The organism is Paraburkholderia sp. 31.1, assembly GCF_014397645.1.
Taxonomy (GTDB): domain Bacteria; phylum Pseudomonadota; class Gammaproteobacteria; order Burkholderiales; family Burkholderiaceae; genus Paraburkholderia; species Paraburkholderia tuberum.
This window is the reverse complement of the sequence record NZ_VZQN01000018.1, coordinates 20749-37511: the sequence shown is the minus strand read 5'-3', so window position 1 is coordinate 37511 and position 16763 is coordinate 20749. Positions and strand designations below refer to the sequence as shown.

12 protein-coding genes are annotated in these 16763 nt (G+C 63.9%); 5 read left to right on the top strand and 7 right to left on the bottom strand.

All coding sequences use genetic code 11. The features are described from left to right. Positions 1-3 precede the first annotated feature (3 nt). The gene (locus F6X37_RS15825) at positions 4-1176 is read right to left on the bottom strand and encodes a M20 aminoacylase family protein (protein ID WP_187611981.1); all 1173 of its coding nucleotides are present in this window, start codon (positions 1174-1176) and stop codon (positions 4-6) included. A 169-nt stretch (positions 1177-1345) separates the two neighbouring features. Between F6X37_RS15825 and F6X37_RS15820 the strand changes: the two genes are divergently transcribed. Beyond that, complete coding sequence (locus F6X37_RS15820; RefSeq protein ID WP_184032685.1) at positions 1346-2296, top strand: LysR substrate-binding domain-containing protein; 951 nt, start codon at positions 1346-1348, stop codon at positions 2294-2296. 36 nt (positions 2297-2332) lie between these two features. Here F6X37_RS15820 and F6X37_RS15815 read toward each other — a convergent pair whose 3' ends face one another. Then, complete coding sequence (locus F6X37_RS15815; RefSeq protein ID WP_187611980.1) at positions 2333-3226, bottom strand: LysR family transcriptional regulator ArgP; 894 nt, start codon at positions 3224-3226, stop codon at positions 2333-2335. A 117-nt stretch (positions 3227-3343) separates the two neighbouring features. Here F6X37_RS15815 and F6X37_RS15810 point away from each other — a divergent pair, with 117 nt between their 5' ends. The 3 genes from F6X37_RS15810 (at position 3344) to F6X37_RS15800 (ending at position 4560) form a co-directional block, all read left to right on the top strand. Beyond that, positions 3344-3973: a LysE/ArgO family amino acid transporter gene (locus F6X37_RS15810; protein ID WP_187611979.1), complete on the top strand. Its 630-nt coding sequence runs from the start codon at positions 3344-3346 to the stop codon at positions 3971-3973. A gap of 203 nt (positions 3974-4176) precedes the next feature. Next, positions 4177-4341, top strand: coding sequence for a hypothetical protein (locus tag F6X37_RS15805; RefSeq protein ID WP_184062126.1), 165 nt, complete (start codon positions 4177-4179; stop codon positions 4339-4341). A gap of 57 nt (positions 4342-4398) precedes the next feature. After that, entirely contained in the window at positions 4399-4560 is a 162-nt protein-coding gene (locus tag F6X37_RS15800; RefSeq protein ID WP_013089029.1) for a DUF1328 domain-containing protein, read from the top strand. A 476-nt stretch (positions 4561-5036) separates the two neighbouring features. Here the strand turns inward: F6X37_RS15800 and rfbC are convergent, their stop codons facing one another. The 3 genes from rfbC to uvrA all read right to left on the bottom strand — a co-directional run bounded on the left by rfbC (position 5037) and on the right by uvrA (position 13370). Then, complete coding sequence (gene rfbC, locus F6X37_RS15790) at positions 5037-5588, bottom strand: dTDP-4-dehydrorhamnose 3,5-epimerase (protein WP_090803902.1); 552 nt, start codon at positions 5586-5588, stop codon at positions 5037-5039. Between the two features lie 116 nt (positions 5589-5704). Continuing rightward, positions 5705-6697, bottom strand: a complete 993-nt coding sequence (locus F6X37_RS15785; protein WP_090803900.1) for a GlxA family transcriptional regulator — start codon at positions 6695-6697, stop codon at positions 5705-5707. Positions 6698-7421: 724 nt separating this feature from the next. Next, complete coding sequence (uvrA, locus tag F6X37_RS15780; protein ID WP_187611978.1) at positions 7422-13370, bottom strand: excinuclease ABC subunit UvrA; 5949 nt, start codon at positions 13368-13370, stop codon at positions 7422-7424. Between the two features lie 749 nt (positions 13371-14119). Here uvrA and F6X37_RS37955 point away from each other — a divergent pair. Beyond that, the gene (locus F6X37_RS37955) at positions 14120-14314 is read left to right on the top strand and encodes an SLATT domain-containing protein (RefSeq protein ID WP_090803897.1); all 195 of its coding nucleotides are present in this window, start codon (positions 14120-14122) and stop codon (positions 14312-14314) included. 440 nt (positions 14315-14754) lie between these two features. Here F6X37_RS37955 and F6X37_RS15770 read toward each other — a convergent pair whose 3' ends face one another. Both F6X37_RS15770 and F6X37_RS15765 read right to left on the bottom strand, forming a co-directional pair. Continuing rightward, positions 14755-15411, bottom strand: a complete 657-nt coding sequence (locus tag F6X37_RS15770) for an RloB family protein (RefSeq protein ID WP_187611977.1) — start codon at positions 15409-15411, stop codon at positions 14755-14757. Beyond that, positions 15401-16672 carry an AAA family ATPase gene (locus F6X37_RS15765; protein ID WP_187611976.1) on the bottom strand — a complete coding sequence of 424 codons (1272 nt, stop codon included), beginning with the start codon at positions 16670-16672 and terminating at the stop codon, positions 15401-15403. The genes F6X37_RS15770 and F6X37_RS15765 overlap by 11 nt, the downstream gene beginning before the upstream one ends. Between the last annotated feature and the right edge of the window lie 91 nt (positions 16673-16763).

The window sequence follows — 16763 nt, the reverse complement described above, 5'->3', positions numbered from 1 at the left end:
GCGTCAAACGAGGAACGTCTGCGCGAGCTTGGTCCAGTAGGCCGCGCCGGTCGCGAGGCAAGCGTCGTTGAAGTCGTAGCCGGGGTTGTGGACCATGCAACCGCCCTCGCCGTCGCCATTGCCGATGATCAGATAGCTGCCCGCGCAGCGTTCGAGCAGGAACGCGAAGTCCTCGCTGCCGGTCAGCGGTTGCATGTCGTGAATCAGCCCGTCGACGCCCAGCCAGTCGAGCGCGACCTGGCGCGCGAGCGCGGTCATGGCCGCATCGTTGACGAGCACCGGGTAGCGGCGCTGATAGTCGACCTCGGCACGCGCGCCGAACACGGTCGCCTGCCCGGTCGCGACCTCGGTGATGCGCTGCTGCAGATGGTCACGCACTTCGGGCCGCAGCGCGCGCACCGACAGGCGCATCTCGGCGGTTTCGGGGATCACGTTCGGCGCTTCGCCCGCGTGAATCGCGCCGACCGTGATGATCGCCATATCGAGCGGCGCGATGTTGCGCGACACGATCGACTGCAGCGCGAGCACGATCTGCGCGCACACGACGACCGGATCGACCGCCTTGTGCGGCACCGCGCCATGGCCGCCGCGGCCGATCACCTTGATGATCACCGTATCCGACGACGCCATGAACGACCCCGGCATGAAGCCCAGCTTGGCCGTAGGAAAGCCCGGCATGTTGTGCATCGCGAACACGGCGTCGCAGGGAAACTGTTCGAACAAGCCGTCGTCGAGCATTTTCTTCGCGCCGGCGAGCCCTTCCTCGGCCGGCTGGAAGATCAGGTTCAGCGTGCCGTCGAAGCTTTTTTCGCGCGCCAGATGCCTGGCGGCGGCGAGCAGCATCGCCGTATGGCCGTCGTGACCGCATGCGTGCATCTTGCCGGGCAGCTTGCTCGCGTACGGCAGGCCAGTGGTTTCGTGGATCGGCAGCGCGTCCATGTCGGCGCGCAGGCCGAGCCGGCGCGTGCCGTGGCCGAGCTTCAGTTGCCCGACCACGCCGGTCTGCCCCAAGCCGCGATGGACGCTGTAGCCCCACTCCCGCAGGCGGTCGGCGACCAGATCGCCGGTTGCGAACTCCTCGTAGGCCAGCTCCGGATGCGCGTGGATGCTGCGTCGCAGCGCGATCATTTCCTGTTCGACTTCGGCGATGCCCGCCGGAATGACCATCGTGTTCATGCCATCTCCTGTCGATCGGACCTGGCGCTTCAGCGCTTGGTCCGATCCCATGCAACTGGTTGCGCCCCTGTCAGCGTGAACCCAGCATAGCGGCGCCGATATTCGGGCGGCAGGCGTAGAATCGTTGCGGTGCCAACCCTTGGTTGCCCCCGTCTCGCCTCTCATTCGAATGAAACTGCATCAGCTCAATACCTTGGCGGCGATCGCCGATACCGGAAGTATCCGGGCGGCCGCCCGCTCGCTGGGGCTTTCCCCGGCCGCCGTGACCAAGGCGATGCGCGAGCTCGAAGCCGATCTGCACGCGCCGCTCGTCGTGCGCAGCGCGAGCGGTGTCGCGTTCACCGAGTTCGGCCGCGCGCTCGTCGTGCATGCGCGGCTCGTGCTCGGCCAGTTGCAGCGCGCGCAAGCCGAGATCGAGGCGTTGCGCGGAGCCGCCGCCGGCAAGCTGTCGATTGGCGTCACGCCGTGGGTCGCGCTGACTTTTCTGCCGCCTGCCGTGCGGCGTTTTCGCGAGCGGATGCCGGAGGTGCAACTGGAATTTTTCGAAGGCCTGCTCGCGGTCGTGCAGCCGCGTCTGCGCGACGGCAGCCTCGATTTTTCGATCGGTCGGCCGCCGCCCGCGTCGCCGCAGTCGGAGTTTCAGAACGCGCCGCTCTTTTCGACGCATGCGGCGGTGGTCGCGCGGCGCGACCATCCGAAGGCCGGTTGCCGCACGTTGCTCGACCTTCAAGACGCGGAATGGATACTGAACTGGGACCCGGCGAGCCGCGAGTCGATGTCGAACAATCTGTTCGTCAAGCGCGGCATGCCGGTGCCGCACACGATCGTGCTCGCGCATTCGCTCGCGATCGTGCTGGGCCTGCTCGCGCACACGGATATGGTCAGCATCTTTCCGTGGCCGCTCGTCGAGGTGATACGCGCGAAGGAAAACCTGTGGGCGCTGCCGCTGCGTGAAACGCTGGACGAAACCATCATCAGCATCACGTCGCGGCGTGGCGCGCCCACGAGCCCGGCGGCCGCCTGCTTTCTCGACTGCCTGCGCGAGACGATCGACGAAGGCGCGCGCTCGCAGGACCCGGAACAGCGCCGCCTGTTTCATTCGATTGAGCTGTTGCTGTAACGGCTGGCGCGGTTTTTCATGCGGCCCGCCGCGTGGTCAATCGAGAAACTCGCCCGCCCGCTTTCTAAGCATCGCGCTGAAATCGTCGAGCCAGCCGATCGACAGACGCCAGCTCTGCCAGTACAGATCGACGTCGATATGCTTGCCCGGCGCGATCTCGACCAGTTCGCCGCGCTGCAGATGCCCGGCGATCATCCGCTCGGGACACATGCCCCAGCCGAGGCTCATCACGCACGCGCGCAAAAAACCGGCGACGTGCGGAATCCAGTGCAGCGGCGGATCGAGCTCCGCGCGCGTAATGCGCCGCATGAAGCGCTTTTGCAGCTGATCCTTTGGATTGAAGTCGACGCACGGCGTGCGCCGCAGGCTGTCGCGCGTGACGCCGTCGGCGAAATAGCGCGCGAAAAACGCCGGCGAGCACACCGCCAGGTATCGCATGCGGCCGAGGCGCGTCGAGCGACAGCCCTGCACCGGTTCGGCCTGCGTCGTGATCGCGCCCTGCACGCTGCCGTCGCGAATGCGCTGCGCGGTGTAGTCCTGGTCGTCGATCACGAGGTCGAGCAGCATTTCGCGTTCGACGCAGAACGGCGCGACCGCGTCGACGAACCAGGTGCCGACGCTGTCGTCGTTGACCGCGACGCGCAGTGCCGGCCACTGCTCGACGAGCGCGCCGGGCAGTGCCGGCATGCGGCCGTTCAGCTCCGCTTCGAGCAGTTGCACGCGTTCGGTATGGCGGCATAGCAGCGCGCCCGAGGTGGTCGCGACGCACGGCTGCCCGCGCTTCACGAGCACGCTGCCGACGCGCTCCTCGAGCAGCTTGACCCGCTGCGACACCGCGGACGGCGTGATATTGAGCTCGCTCGCGGCACGGTCGAACGAGCCGTGGCGGACCACGGCGGCCAGCGCGTCGAGCAAGGCGTAGTCGAGCATTAGCGTTCCTTAATCGGCATTAAGCAAATTAGCTTCTCTTATGAGATGCCAACCCGCAGACTAGCGCTGTTGGATTTTCCCGTCTATCCCCGCTGCTTTCCTTTTTCCGGACCATTTATGAACTGGTTGTCTTTTTCCCATGGCGCGGCGCTGTGCGCGTCGCTGATCGTTACGATCGGCGCGCAGAACGCGTTCGTGCTGCGGCAGGGCATCATGCGCTCGCATGTCGGCAAGATCGTGCTGTTGTGTACGTTGTCCGATTTCATTCTGATCGGCGCGGGCGTCGGCGGCGCCGCGGTGCTGATGGAGCGTTTCCCGCGCTTCGTGCACGCGATGCTCTATGTTGGGCTCGCGTATCTCGCCTGGTTCGGCATCAGCGCGCTGCGCCGCGCGGTGCGGCCCGGACACGCGGTGCTCGATGGCTCGGCCGGCGCGTCCCGCGATCGGGCGCCGCCTGCGCAACGCGCACTGCCGATCATCCTGATGGCGCTTGCGTTCACGTGGCTCAACCCGCACGTCTATCTGGACACGTTTCTGTTGATCGGCACGGCCGGCGCGCGTGAACCGGAAGGCGCGCGAGTCGCCTTCGCGCTCGGCGCGATGACGGTCAGCGCGGTGTGGTTCGTCGCGCTCGGCTATGGCGCTCGCATGCTCGCGCCGCTGTTTCGCCGCGCAACTGCGTGGCGCGTGCTGGATGGCGCGATCGGCAGCATGGTGTTGCTGCTCGCGTTCACGCAATTGCGTTGAGCGTTCGACGCGGGCCTGATTTCAGCGCGGATTCTTGCGGCTCGCCTCGCGCGGCGGGCGCTTCGGCTTCGTCGCGCGGCACGAGGTTCATCAGCCGCGCGAGCATCGGCCACTTCAGCAGCGACTGCTGGTCAGCCTCCTTCGCCTGGGCATCGGAATAGCGCCCCGTCTCGACCTCCGGCAGACGCAGCGCGAGGCCGCCGATGTCGTCGACGGGCCAGCCGCCGCGCGCGGCGGACCGCTGCGCTTGGCGGGCGGCGCTCGTCGGCTATCTGATCGTGAATCGCTGGAACGTCGGCGGCAATCAAGCGATGGCACATCTATTGCTGAAATCCGCTCGCCGGCATCTCACCCGTGAAGCCGCGTGACGTACGCAACGGGGCGCCGTTCAAACGTCATTTCAACAATCCACCGGTGGAGGCACCATGCTTCGATACGCTGTGATTTTCTTCATCATCGCCATCATCGCCGCGGTGTTCGGCTTTGGAGGCATTGCCGCGGGCGCAACCGAAATCGCCAAGGTGTTGTTCTTCATCTTCCTGGTGATCTTCCTCGTCACCCTGCTGATGGGCGTGATCCGACGCTGACGGCTGCATACAGCGTTCGGTGAATTCACGCCTCGCCCGATGCGAACTGGCCACGCTGCGTGGGTCCCGCGTCGAGGATTGCGCGGCCGCTGTCGCCGTTGCAATACTTGCCGCAGCATATTGCAATAGTTGCCGAAGCATCGGGCGCTTCAATTCTGCTTTCCTTCCGCTTCTTCTTTCCGTATGCCAGAGGCGTATGCGGCATCGCTTCAGGCCGCATACGCGATCTGCGGCGTCATGGAACGCGATCAGTAACGTGCCGATGCCGCGCCCCTGCCATGCGGGATCGACCGCGAACTGACGCAGGATCGCGACATCGCCGTGCCGGTATAGCTCGCACGATGCTTCGCCATCCGAAGCATAAAGCGTCATCGAGCCATAGCGGACCGGAACGGATTGCGGATGGCTTGCGCGACGCTTCACGTTGAGCACCTCGTACTGACTGGATGCCCGAAGTGTAGGGTTGGCCCTGTCGTTCACGAGATGTTTTCGGCCTCGTACAGACGACGGCCCGCCGCATCCTTGCTGCCGAGGATGGGCTGAAAGTCGATCGGCCACTGGATGCCGATGTCGGGATCGGACCACAGCAGGCAGCGCTCGAGTTCGGGGAACCAGTACTCGGTGGTCTTCCACATGCATTCGGCGACATCGGACAGCACGACGAAGCCGTGCGCGAAACCGGGCGGCACCCAGATCTGCCGATGGTTGGCTTCGCTCAGATACTCGCCGCTCCATTTGCCGAAGTTCGGTGAGTTCAGGCGCACGTCGACCGAGACGTCGAAGATCTCCCCGCGCACGACGCGCAGCAGCCGCCCCTGGGGACGCTGCACCTGGTAGTGCAAGCCGCGCAGCACGCCATGCACGGCGCGCAGATGGCGGTCCTGCACGAAGTTGAAACCTTGCGCGACGTCGTCCGAAAACTCGTCCGCGCTGAAACTCTCGAAGCAGAAGCCGAACTCGTCGATGAACACTTCCGGCTCGATGAGTTTCACCTCCGGCAATGCCGTCGCCATGACCCTGTTGCCCATCGCCACTGTGCTCGTAAAAAGGCTGGCCAGCGAACATACGGCCGCTCTCGCGACCGCGTCCGACAGACGAGGTGCGCCCGCAACGCGGGCGCCCTAACGCATGCTAAAGATACATGCTACGCCTCACTGGCCGCCCGGCTGCGGGCGCGATACTCGGTTGGCGACAAAGCCATACGCTTGCGGAAAATTTTCGCGAGACGATCGCCGTTGCCGGTGCCGCTGCGACGCGCGATCTTGTCGACCGGCAATTCGGTCTCGGTCAGGAAGTTGCACGCGATACGCAGCCGCACCTGCAGCAGGTAGTCCGACGGCGTGATCTGCATCTCGTGCTTGAAACGGCGCAGGAAATTGCGCTCGCTCATTGCGGCGACCTGCGCGGCATCGGCGACCGAGACCGGACGGTCGCAGTTGGCCTCCATCCAGCGCGCGGCCGCGCGAATCTTTTCGGCGACGCTCAGCGTGCCGCCCTCGGCCGGCAGCGGCACCCACGTCGCAGCCATGCCGGGCATCACGCGATCGGCGACGCTGCGCGCAAGCTCGGCGCCCAGGTCGCGCTTGATGAACATCAGCGCGCTGCGGGCGCAGTCGTGACGGTCGTTGGCCGCGCTGAACGCGCCTTCGCTGGCGCTCGCGCCCGGATAGCGGCTCATCAGGCCGTCATGCTCAGTCGGGCCGGCCGCTTCGAGCACGAGGCGCCCCTCGCCGATCGTTTCGATCGCGCGTGTGCGCGATTGCACGGCGCGCAGCCAGTTCAGCAGGCGTTCGTCGCGCGCGGCCACGTGGGCGCCGTAGCCGCCAGCGATGAACAGCACGTCGAAACCGCCGCCAAAGCGCGTGTCGATGTGGTCAGTCCAGATGCGCGCCGACGACGAACTGGCGACATTGCCGCCGTCCATCGACAGGAACTGCACTTCGTAGGGCGGATCTTCGCCCGCTCGCGTGCCCGCGAACTCATTGGCGGTCTGGAACATTTCCACGACGGTACCGGGGCCGAGCAGCCAGAAGCCGTCGAACAGCAGAATGCCGATTCGCCGCGCTGCAGTACGGACGTTCAAAGCGGGCGTGTGTAGCCACGTAATTCTCGTTGTATCAAGGTGCATGTGCGGCATGATCTTCCCCAAACGGTCATACGTTGCGGACCCCGATTTGCCCCGCCATCAGACGGAACGAGAGAATGCGTTATTACGGCGAAAAAACAGACACACGCCGCATAAAGGATTAAGCGTGATGTTAGCGGAATGGATCGCTATAGTAAATTTGAAAAACGAGTTTCATCAGGACAGCCCATGTCTGAGGAAAAGCGGTTATTGAGCGATTGATATGAGCGCGCGACACGCCGGGCAACTATGCAAGCCGCACGAAGAGCTTGAGGAGATCTTACCGCAAAGCCTTGATGGACGGCACTCTCGCGCATTCGGACAAAGTTGCCGATAATGCGAAGCCCGGCCATTGCGCGTTACCGAGTACGTTTCTTGCGCGGTTCAAAAATGTTTCAATTGTGAACTGCTTATCGCCCTATTATGTCCCGGCAATTCGGTGGTTTATTCGCAAAGCGTAAATTTATTGCCCGCGGCATTAGGCATTTCCGTGGCATTCGCTCCGCACCACAAATTAATATCCAAATGCTGATTTATCAGGGGATCTAAAAATGTTTCTATTTTGAAACATCGCTGGCCTCTTTCGTATGATTTAAACGGGCGCATGCGCCGCATTGATCGAACCTCGGATGATTGGATGCAGCGCAGCAATCATGTGTGGCGGACACGCGACGAGGCGCCGGCCGTTGCAACCTGCGAAGGTTGCAACGGCCGCGCCACCGCTCGTCACCGTGCCTCAGCCATTCGTCCCTTCGCCGGCCAGCGTCGACGTAGCGGCCGTGCGCGCGAGCACCGGCCGCAGAGCCGCGCCCGTGTGACTCGCGGCCACGCGCGACAGGCTTTCCGGATCCGTTGCCGCAACGATCGTACCGCCGCCCACGCCGCCCTCCGGACCGAGGTCGATGATCCAGTCCGCCTCGGCGATCACGTCGAGATCGTGTTCGATGACGACGACGCTATGCCCGCCATCCACGAGCCGGTGCAGCACGCGAATCAGCTTCGCGACGTCCGCCATGTGCAGGCCAACCGTTGGCTCGTCGAGCACGTACAGCGTGTGCGGCGGCTTCTGGCCACGCCGCGTGATGTCGTCGCGCACCTTGCTCAGCTCGGTGACGAGCTTGATGCGCTGCGCCTCGCCGCCCGACAGCGTCGGCGACGGCTGGCCGAGCGTCAGATAGCCGAGCCCGACGTCTTTCATCAGTTGCAGCGGATGCCCGATGTTCGTAATCGACGCGAAGAACTCGACCGCTTCGTCGATTTCCATGGTCAGCACGTCGCCGATGTTCTTGCCGCGCCACGTGACCGCGAGTGTCTCCGGATTGAAGCGCTGGCCGTGGCAGACGTCGCACGGCACCTTCACGTCGGGCAGGAAGCTCATGCCGATCGTGCGCACGCCCTGGCCCTCGCATGCGGGGCAGCGGCCCTCGCCCGTGTTGAACGAGAAACGCGACGCGGTATAGCCGCGCGCGCGTGCCTCCAGCGTGCCCGCGAACAGCTTGCGGATCGCATCCCACACGCCGATGTAGGTGGCGGGACACGAACGCGGCGTCTTGCCGATCGGCGTCTGATCGACTTCCAGCACGCGGTCGATGCTCTCCCAGCCGGTGACCGAATCGCAGCCCTGCCATATGTGCATGACGTTCAGCGGCGCGCGCGGCGCCGAGCGCGCGAGCACGCTCGAACGCCGGTTCGCGGCCGGCTTCTCCCCGGCGGCCGCACGCGCGCGGCGCGTGGCCGGCGACGACAGCACCGAGCGCCCGACCGCATCGAGCAGATTGGTCATCAGCACGTCGCGCGCGAGCGTCGATTTGCCGGAGCCGCTGACGCCCGTCACCGCGACGAGCCGCGCGAGCGGAATGCCGACCGTCACGTCGCGCAGGTTATGCAGCTTGCCGCCATGCACGGTGAGCCAGTTCTCCGGCACCGCGGCCGCACGCTTGCCCGGCGCGACGACCTCGCGGCGCGGCTGCAGCGGATGCACGATCGGCTGCGCGAGGAAACGCCCGGTCAGCGAATCGGGCTGCGCCGACAGGTCCGCGACGCTGCCCTGGGCGATCAGCGTGCCGCCGCGCTTGCCCGCGCCCGGCCCGATATCGATGATGTGATCCGCGCGCCGGATCGTATCTTCGTCATGCTCGACGACGACGAGCGTATTGCCCTTGTCGCCGAGCTTGCGCAGCGCGTTCAGCAGAATCTGGTTGTCGCGCGGATGCAGACCGATGGTCGGCTCGTCGAGCACGTAACACACGCCCTGCAGATTGCTGCCGAGCTGCGCGGCGAGCCGGATGCGCTGCGCTTCGCCGCCCGACAAACTCGGCGCCGCGCGATCGAGGCTCAGATAGCCGAGCCCGACTTCTTCGAGGAACTGCAGCCGGCTGCCGATTTCGCTGACCACGTCGCGCGCGATTTCGGCGTCGCGGCCCGTCATCCGCAGCGTGTCGATCCACGCGCGCGTGTCGGACACGGTCCATTGCGCGACGTCGACGATCGCCTGCGAGTCGAACGTGACCGCGCGCGCGACCGGATTCAGACGCGTGCCCGCGCAATCCGGACACGGCTCGTCGACGAGTCCTTCCGGTTCCTGCTCCTCCGAGGGCAGGCTCTGCTCGCGACCGCGATTGTCGTCGACGACGATCGTGTCGTCGTACGCGGCCCGCTGCTCGCGCGTCAGCGACAGCCCCGTGCCGACGCAGCTCGTGCACCAGCCATGCTTGCTGTTGTACGAGAACATGCGCGGATCGAGCTCGGGGTAGCTCGTGCCACACGCCGGACACGCGCGCTTGGTCGACAGCACCTTCACGTCGCCGAGCTTCGCGGTGGACTCGCCGCCGTTGAGCGCGTCGTGCAGACCGTCGAGCGGCGCGAGCAGATGCATGATGCCTTTACCGATGTCGAGCGTCTGATCGAGCGCTTCGCGCAGCTCCGCTTCATGATCGGCCGAGATGACGAGGTCAGCGACCGGCAGCTCGATCGTGTGCTCGCGGAAACGGTCGAGCTTCGGCCACGGATCGACCGGCACGAACTCGCCGTCCACACGCAGATGCGTATTGCCGCGCGCTTTTGCCCATTTCGCGAGGTCCGTATAGACGCCCTTGCGGTTCACGACGAGCGGCGCGAGGAAGCCGACATGCTGGCCCTTGTGATCGCGCAGCAACTGCGCCGCGATCGATTCGGCGCTTTGCGACGTGACCGGCGTGCCGTCGTGAATGCAGTGCTGCAAGCCGAGCTTCACGTACAGCAGACGCAGGAAGTGCCACACCTCCGAGGTCGTGGCGACGGTACTCTTGCGACCGCCGCGCGAGAGCCGCTGCTCGATCGCGACGGTCGGTGGAATGCCATACACCGCGTCGACTTCGGGCCGTCCGGCTGGCTGCACGATCGAGCGGGCATACGCGTTCAACGATTCGAGGTAGCGCCGCTGACCTTCGTGGAACAGGATGTCGAACGCGAGCGTCGATTTGCCTGAGCCCGATACGCCGGTGATTACGTTGAACTTGCCGTGCGGAATGTCGACGTCGAGCGCCTTCAGGTTGTGCTCGCGCGCGTTGACGATGCGCACGACGTTCTCGCCTTCGATCGCGCGACGTGCGCGGGCCGCGCTCAGGGCCTTCTGCAGCGGGATGCCCTGGGGCTCCGCCGCGGTTGCGGTGTCCATCGCGCGGTCGTATTGCAGCAACGCCTCGCCAGTATGCGATTCGGCGCACGCTTTCACTTCGTCCGGCGTGCCCGCGCACAACACGCGGCCACCGCCGTCGCCGCCTTCGGGACCGAGGTCGATGATCCAGTCGGCCGCGCGGATCACGTCGAGATTGTGCTCGATCACGATCAGCGAATGACCGCTCGCGAGCAGCTTGCCGAACGCCTGCATCAGCTTCGCGATGTCGTCGAAATGCAGACCCGTAGTCGGTTCGTCGAACATGAACAGACGCTTCGCGATCACCTGCTTCGCGCCGCGTGCGCCGCGCGCCTGTGCCGACTCCGCGAGAAAGCCCGCGAGCTTGAGCCGCTGCGCCTCGCCGCCCGACAGCGTCGGCACGGGCTGGCCGAGCTTCACGTATTCGAGCCCGACGTCGACGATCGGCTGCAACACGCGCAATACTTCGGCGTCCTGCGCGAAGTACGCGGCAGCCTCGCTGACGGTCAGTTCGAGCACGTCGGCAATGCTCAACCCGCGTGCCGGCTGGTCGCGCTCGATCTTCACCTCCAGAATTTCCGCGCGATAACGACGCCCGTCGCAATCGGGGCAGCGCAGGTACACGTCGGAGAGGAACTGCATTTCGATGTGCTCGAAGCCCGAGCCGCCACAGGTCGGGCAGCGGCCGTCGCCCGAATTGAAGCTGAACATGCCGGGGCCGTAGCCGCGCTGTAGCGCGAGCGGTGCCTTCGCGAACAGCTTGCGGATTTCGTCGAACGCGCCGACGTAGCTGGCCGGATTCGAGCGTGCGGTCTTGCCGATCGGCGACTGGTCGACGAACACGACGTCGGTGACCTGGTCCGCGCCGTTCAGCGCCTTGAACGCGCCCGGCGCTTCGGTGGCGAGCCCGAAGTGGCGCGCCATCGCCGGATACAGCACGTCCTGCAGCAGCGTCGATTTGCCGGAACCCGACACGCCGGTCACGCAGACGAGCCGCTGCAATGGAATTTCGACCGTGACGTCGCGCAGATTATGCTCGCTCGCGCCTTCGAGCACGATGCGCGGCGTGCTCGCGTCGACCGCGCGACGCGACCAGCGCGCGGCATCCGCGACATGGCGCCGGCCGCCGAGGTACTCGCCGGTCAGCGTGCCGGTCGAGCGGATCGCCTCGGGCACGCCGTCGAAAATGATCGAGCCGCCGCGCTCGCCCGGTCCCGGACCCATGTCGATGAGCCGGTCCGCCGCGAGCATCACCGACGGATCATGCTCGACCACGACCAGCGTATTGCCCGCGTCGCGCAGCCGGTGCATCGCTTCGACGATGCGGTTCAGGTCGCGCGGATGCAGGCCGATGCTCGGCTCGTCGAGCACGAACAGCGTCTTGGTCAGCGACGTGCCGAGCGCGGTGGTCAGGTTGATACGCTGCACCTCGCCGCCCGACAGCGTGCGGCTTTGCCTGTCGAGCGTCAGATAGCCGAGACCGACGTCGCATAGATACTTGAGGCGCGTGCGCACTTCGGCGAGCAGCAGCTTCAGCGCGTCGTCGAGCAACGCGCTCGGCAGCGTGATGCCGTCGAAGAAGCGGCGGATGCGCTCGATCGGCATCAGCATGAGATCGTGCACGGTCAGGCCCGGCAACGCCTCGAGCTGCGCGCGCGACCACTTCACGCCGCGCGGCATGAAGCGCTGCGCGGGCGCGAGCACGTCGTTCGCATTGGCCTTGCTGCCGAGGCGCCACAGCAGCGATTCGGTTTTCAGACGCGCGCCGCCGCAGGTTTCGCACGGCGTGTAGCTGCGGTATTTCGACAGCAGCACGCGGATATGCATCTTGTACGCCTTCGATTCGAGATAGTCGAAGAAGCGTTTGACGCCGTACCAATGCGTCTGCCACTTGCCGTTCCAGTCCGGCGAGCCGTTGATGACCCAGTTGCGTTCGCGCTCGCTGAGCTCGCCCCACGGCGTGTCGCGGCGGATGTCGGCTTTCGCCGCGTAGCGCATCAGGTCGTCCTGGCACTCCTTCCACGCGGGCGTCTGCATCGGCTTGACCGCACCTTCGCGCAGCGTCTTGCGCGCGTCGGGGATCACGAGACCGAGGTCGACGCCGATCACGCGGCCAAAACCACGGCAGGCATCGCAAGCGCCATAGGCCGAGTTGAACGAGAACAGCGCGGGCTGCGGGTCGGCATAGCGCAGATCGCTTTCAGGGCTGTGCAAGCCGGTGGAGAAACGCCAGATGCGCGGCTCGGCGGCTTCGGCCTGCGGCTCGTCCGAGGTAGCCGGCAGCACGTAAATATTGACGCGCCCGCCGCCGCGCTTCAGCGATGCCTCGATCGCCTCGATCGCGCGTGCTTTATCCACCGAGCGCAGCCGGAAGCGGTCGGCGACGACGTCGAGCAGCTTGCGCTTGCCGGTCGGCGAATCGACTTCGCGCTGCGCCTGCACGCGCGTATAGCCGCTCGCCGACAACCACTGCTCGACCTCCTGCGCGGACGCCGACTCCGGCAGCTCGACCGGGAACGTGACGACGAACCGCGGCTCCTCCTGCGCGGTGCGCTCGAGCAGTTCCGCGTAGATCGTCTCCGGCGTGTCGTGCCGCACCAGATACGCGCTCTGGCGGTCGAACAGCTCGGCCGCGCGCGCGTACAGCAGCTTCAGGTGATCGTTGAGCTCGGTCATCGTGCCGACCGTGGAGCGCGAGCTGCGCACCGGGTTGGTCTGGTCGATCGCGATGGCGGGCGGCACGCCGTCGACGCGGTCGACCTGCGGCCGATCCATCCGGTCGAGGAACTGGCGCGCGTACGCGCTGAAGGTTTCGACGTAGCGGCGCTGACCTTCCGCATACAGCGTGTCGAACACGAGGCTCGACTTGCCCGAGCCGGACGGCCCCGTGACGACCGTCATTTCGCCGGTGCGCACGTCGAGGTCGACGTTTTTCAGGTTGTGCTGGCGGGCGCCGCGAATGCGGATCGTGCCCTGGATCTTGTTGCCGCTCGGGTTGCCGCCTTGGGGAGTGTCAGCGAGGGTGTCAAGGGTTGCGTCGTTGGAGGACAATTTTTCCGACCGTCTGAAGGAGTGGGTCACCTCTCACGGCCGGCTCTCGCGACCGCGCAAGTTCGGTGCAGCCGGGTCGGCGCGAGGAGCGCCCGGAAGCCTGGCCGTAGGGGGATACTATACTGTATGTTTATACAGTTTTCCATGGCGGGCTCGGGCGCGCATTGCGCCCTGATGTCAGGAACCGGAATTCGTTGGACTAATGTGCAATTAGCTAGACCCTAAAGCACGGAATTGATTGGACTATCGGGAATCCGCAGAAGTCAGTGGCCTACCGCGCGGCGGTTGTCCGCGACATTCTGGTCCGTTGTTTGCGGTGTGCGACTATGGTTTGCATCACGGGCGTTGCGCGCCTTCTTTCGTTCGTTTGTGATTCGGGGCTTTGCACCGTCTTTTCACTACGGCGGAGTTCGGAGCGGGTGCAGTCGGCCAACGCGATTGATTCCGGACACAGATCGGTCGTTCGCCCCAGCGCTCGGATTGCCGACAAACCAAACTCAACAACTCGAAAAGCATGGCAAAAGCCAATCTCAGTGTCGAACAGATGCGCGCCGCGATTCCAAGACTGCAAAAGCGCATGGCCGAGCTTCAGGCGGTAGAGGCCAACGATCCTGGAATTAGCTCCCTTGAAAATAAGCTGGGCGACGTTCTGTCGGAACTGTTCAGCGGCACTCAGACTGGCAACGCTTCCGTTGTCATGCGCTTATCGATGGGAGCTATCGCATCGAGTAGCCGCTGCTGCATCGGTCATGGCATGGATCCAGACGAAGCGTTTTCAGGAACTCGCCGCTTCGTACACTTTGACGGCACACGAGATTGGATTGCTGCGTATTGCCCTGCCGACGCCTCCGGCCGAGGATAAGTTCTCGGTCTATGTGGGCGATGCTGAAAACGCGTTCTCTCGCGAGCACACGCAATGGCAAGCTCGTCGCGACGCCGATTGAAGGCGGAGGCCCGTCCGAATCGTTGAACGGCCGTCTCGGCGTTGAAATCGATGAATCTGCAAAGGCCGAAAACTTCGCGTTGGAGATCGGGCGGTTTTCGGAGTCAAGCAGTCGTTCAGATGAACACTCAGCTTGCAGGGCGAGCCGCGAAAACTGGCCGACCTGCTGCCCGCTGGCGTCTCAAGCTAGGACCGCCTTGCCGCCGAGCATTTGCATCAACGACCTTGCGTTACGCTGCCCCTAATCCTCGTAATTGTTGTTCTCTACACCGACAAGCGTTGCCCGCGACAGCGAGGGACCGCGAGCGAGATAGAACAGTCATCCCATCATCCGCAACGGCTGCAACGGCCGCCACGCGCTCGACACTAGCGATCTCGTCAAAGCGGGCAGCGTTCCGAATCAATCGGCCGCCGAGATGGATGCGACATAGTCGCTCGCCGTTAGTAACTGCGCAGTGCACATAAGATCCTGACTAGCTCGTCGACACACGTTGATGGGTTCGTGAGCCCGCGGCCTTGCCCATGCGCCCGTAGCCGTTCCGCATTAGCGTATGCCCGATCAAGATGCTGCATCGTTGCCTCGAAAATACCGTGACGTCCCTTCTCGTAGCCTTGCAAGTAGCGATCGCGGAGTAGGCGAAACACGTCGGTGCGGTGTATGTGGGCCTCATGTGCCTGGAAATGCAGCAGAAACCACAGTTCGAAGCACGGATTGGAGGGGATCGCGGAAAACACGATCGGTTGTCCAAGATCATTCGGGTATTTGCCGTCGAGGGTTTGCGCCGAGTTCAGCGCTTCGACGTACCGTTGATGGTCGTCGCGGTCGATGACACAAAACACGCGTTCCCACTCGAACGTTTCGCGGCATCGGTCGCGTGCATATTCCACCACCTGCAACGGCGTCGTTCCATAGGGGCTGTTACAGACCCGTATGTGTGCGGAACTTAGACGGTAAAAACGCCTGATCTCTTCAAAATAGTTAACCTCGGTCTTTTCTCCCTCGGTAACAATCAAAATTCGATCATAGGCGGGCCGTTGTGGCTTCTTTCGTTGAAGCTGGCTCGCTCGACGTTGCCGCGGATGATTGTCACGCCCCAAGACGTTCGTCTCCCGCAACGAATTCCGACGTCAGCGGCAGCGCACCATATCGACCCTGTAGGTAACCCCGCCCGAGCGCTTCGTTCTTGCGGGGTGAGAAATCAGTGAGCGGCACGAGCGTACTCGCCTGATCGCGGCCCTTCTCCATCAGCCAGATCTGATCCCGCCGGAAGATTCCTGCATCGAGTAAGGCTGTATCGTGCGTGGTAAAAATCAGCTGTGCCGCACGACGCCCTTCGGGTGGCCGATGGTGGAATAGACCAACCAGGAACTGCACGATTTGCGTATGCAGGCTTCCATCCAGTTCGTCGACAACGACGGTTCGACCGGTCTGGAGCGCTTCGACCACCGGGGCGGCAAATGAGAACAGTCGCTGTGTGCCGGTCGATTCTTCCTCGTATTGAAGCAAAGCCTGCCCGTTTGGTCCCTTATGGACGAACACCGGGAATTGAACCTCAGATTCTGAAACAGCGTGCTCCGGCCGGTCGTTCCGGATTTCGACATTGAATCGATGTTGTTTACGTGTCTGGACGCTCAGATCCGAGATCCCAAGGTCAGCGGACGCCAGGAAATTCAGGAGCATCGGTTTCGCTACATCATTGGTGATCCAGGCGGTCGATTGGTCAGGGGTCGGCTGCATGTTTGCGCCGATGACCAGGAGGTCCTGCACAATCCATTTATACACAGGTAGCAGGCTTTCACTATTGAGCTGGGCTGAGGTGGACAGAAACAACGCGTTGCGTCGCGTTGCGTCCTGCCAGACCTTTTTCTTGCCCGTCAGCGATGCGCCGAACTTGTATGTCGCGACCTTCGACGTAGCGTCGTAAGCTCGCTCAAACCACACCTGCGACTTGTGTGTCTTATAAACAAGCAACCATTCTTCGGTTACGCCGGCCGAATCGGCAGCGAAGCCGTATTGGTAGCGCGTCCCATCGAGGACGAATGTGAACTCGAATTCCGAGGGAGCCGAGGCGGAGTTCGTGTCCAGCTTGAACGGAAAGTGATTGAGAGGTTGGCCTGGCATCAGCGCCGCAGACGTCGCCACAAACGACTGAGCATATTGCATCGCACCCACCAAAGCAGATTTTCCGCTTGCATTGGGGCCATAGATCGCTGCGCTGCGTAGCAAATCCGGCGCGCTGGCAGTCCCCGACGGCACCGTGTTCGCGTCCCTTTTTTCCTGATCCGTGCTCGCAGCCATGCTGAGACACAGATCGTCCCGAATCGACCGAAAATTTCGGACGCGAAATTCGACCAACATGATCGCCTCCGTAGTATGAAGGAGGATTTTGCACGAAATCCGCAAAAAAACAATCCATTTTTATCATGCAATGCCTTTCGGCGATCTTTTT

What these genes read in the sequence shown, in the direction of transcription:
- F6X37_RS15825 (WP_187611981.1), bottom strand. Translation starts at nt 1,176, where the DNA reads ATGAACACGATGGTCATTCCGGCGGGCATCGCCGAAGTCGAACAGGAA.
- F6X37_RS15820 (WP_184032685.1), top strand. Translation starts at nt 1,346, where the DNA reads ATGAAACTGCATCAGCTCAATACCTTGGCGGCGATCGCCGATACCGGA.
- F6X37_RS15815 (WP_187611980.1), bottom strand. Translation starts at nt 3,226, where the DNA reads ATGCTCGACTACGCCTTGCTCGACGCGCTGGCCGCCGTGGTCCGCCAC.
- F6X37_RS15810 (WP_187611979.1), top strand. Translation starts at nt 3,344, where the DNA reads ATGAACTGGTTGTCTTTTTCCCATGGCGCGGCGCTGTGCGCGTCGCTG.
- F6X37_RS15805 (WP_184062126.1), top strand. Translation starts at nt 4,177, where the DNA reads ATGTCGTCGACGGGCCAGCCGCCGCGCGCGGCGGACCGCTGCGCTTGG.
- F6X37_RS15800 (WP_013089029.1), top strand. Translation starts at nt 4,399, where the DNA reads ATGCTTCGATACGCTGTGATTTTCTTCATCATCGCCATCATCGCCGCG.
- rfbC (WP_090803902.1), bottom strand. Translation starts at nt 5,588, where the DNA reads ATGGGCAACAGGGTCATGGCGACGGCATTGCCGGAGGTGAAACTCATC.
- F6X37_RS15785 (WP_090803900.1), bottom strand. Translation starts at nt 6,697, where the DNA reads ATGCCGCACATGCACCTTGATACAACGAGAATTACGTGGCTACACACG.
- F6X37_RS37955 (WP_090803897.1), top strand. Translation starts at nt 14,120, where the DNA reads ATGGCATGGATCCAGACGAAGCGTTTTCAGGAACTCGCCGCTTCGTAC.
- F6X37_RS15765 (WP_187611976.1), bottom strand. Translation starts at nt 16,672, where the DNA reads ATGTTGGTCGAATTTCGCGTCCGAAATTTTCGGTCGATTCGGGACGAT.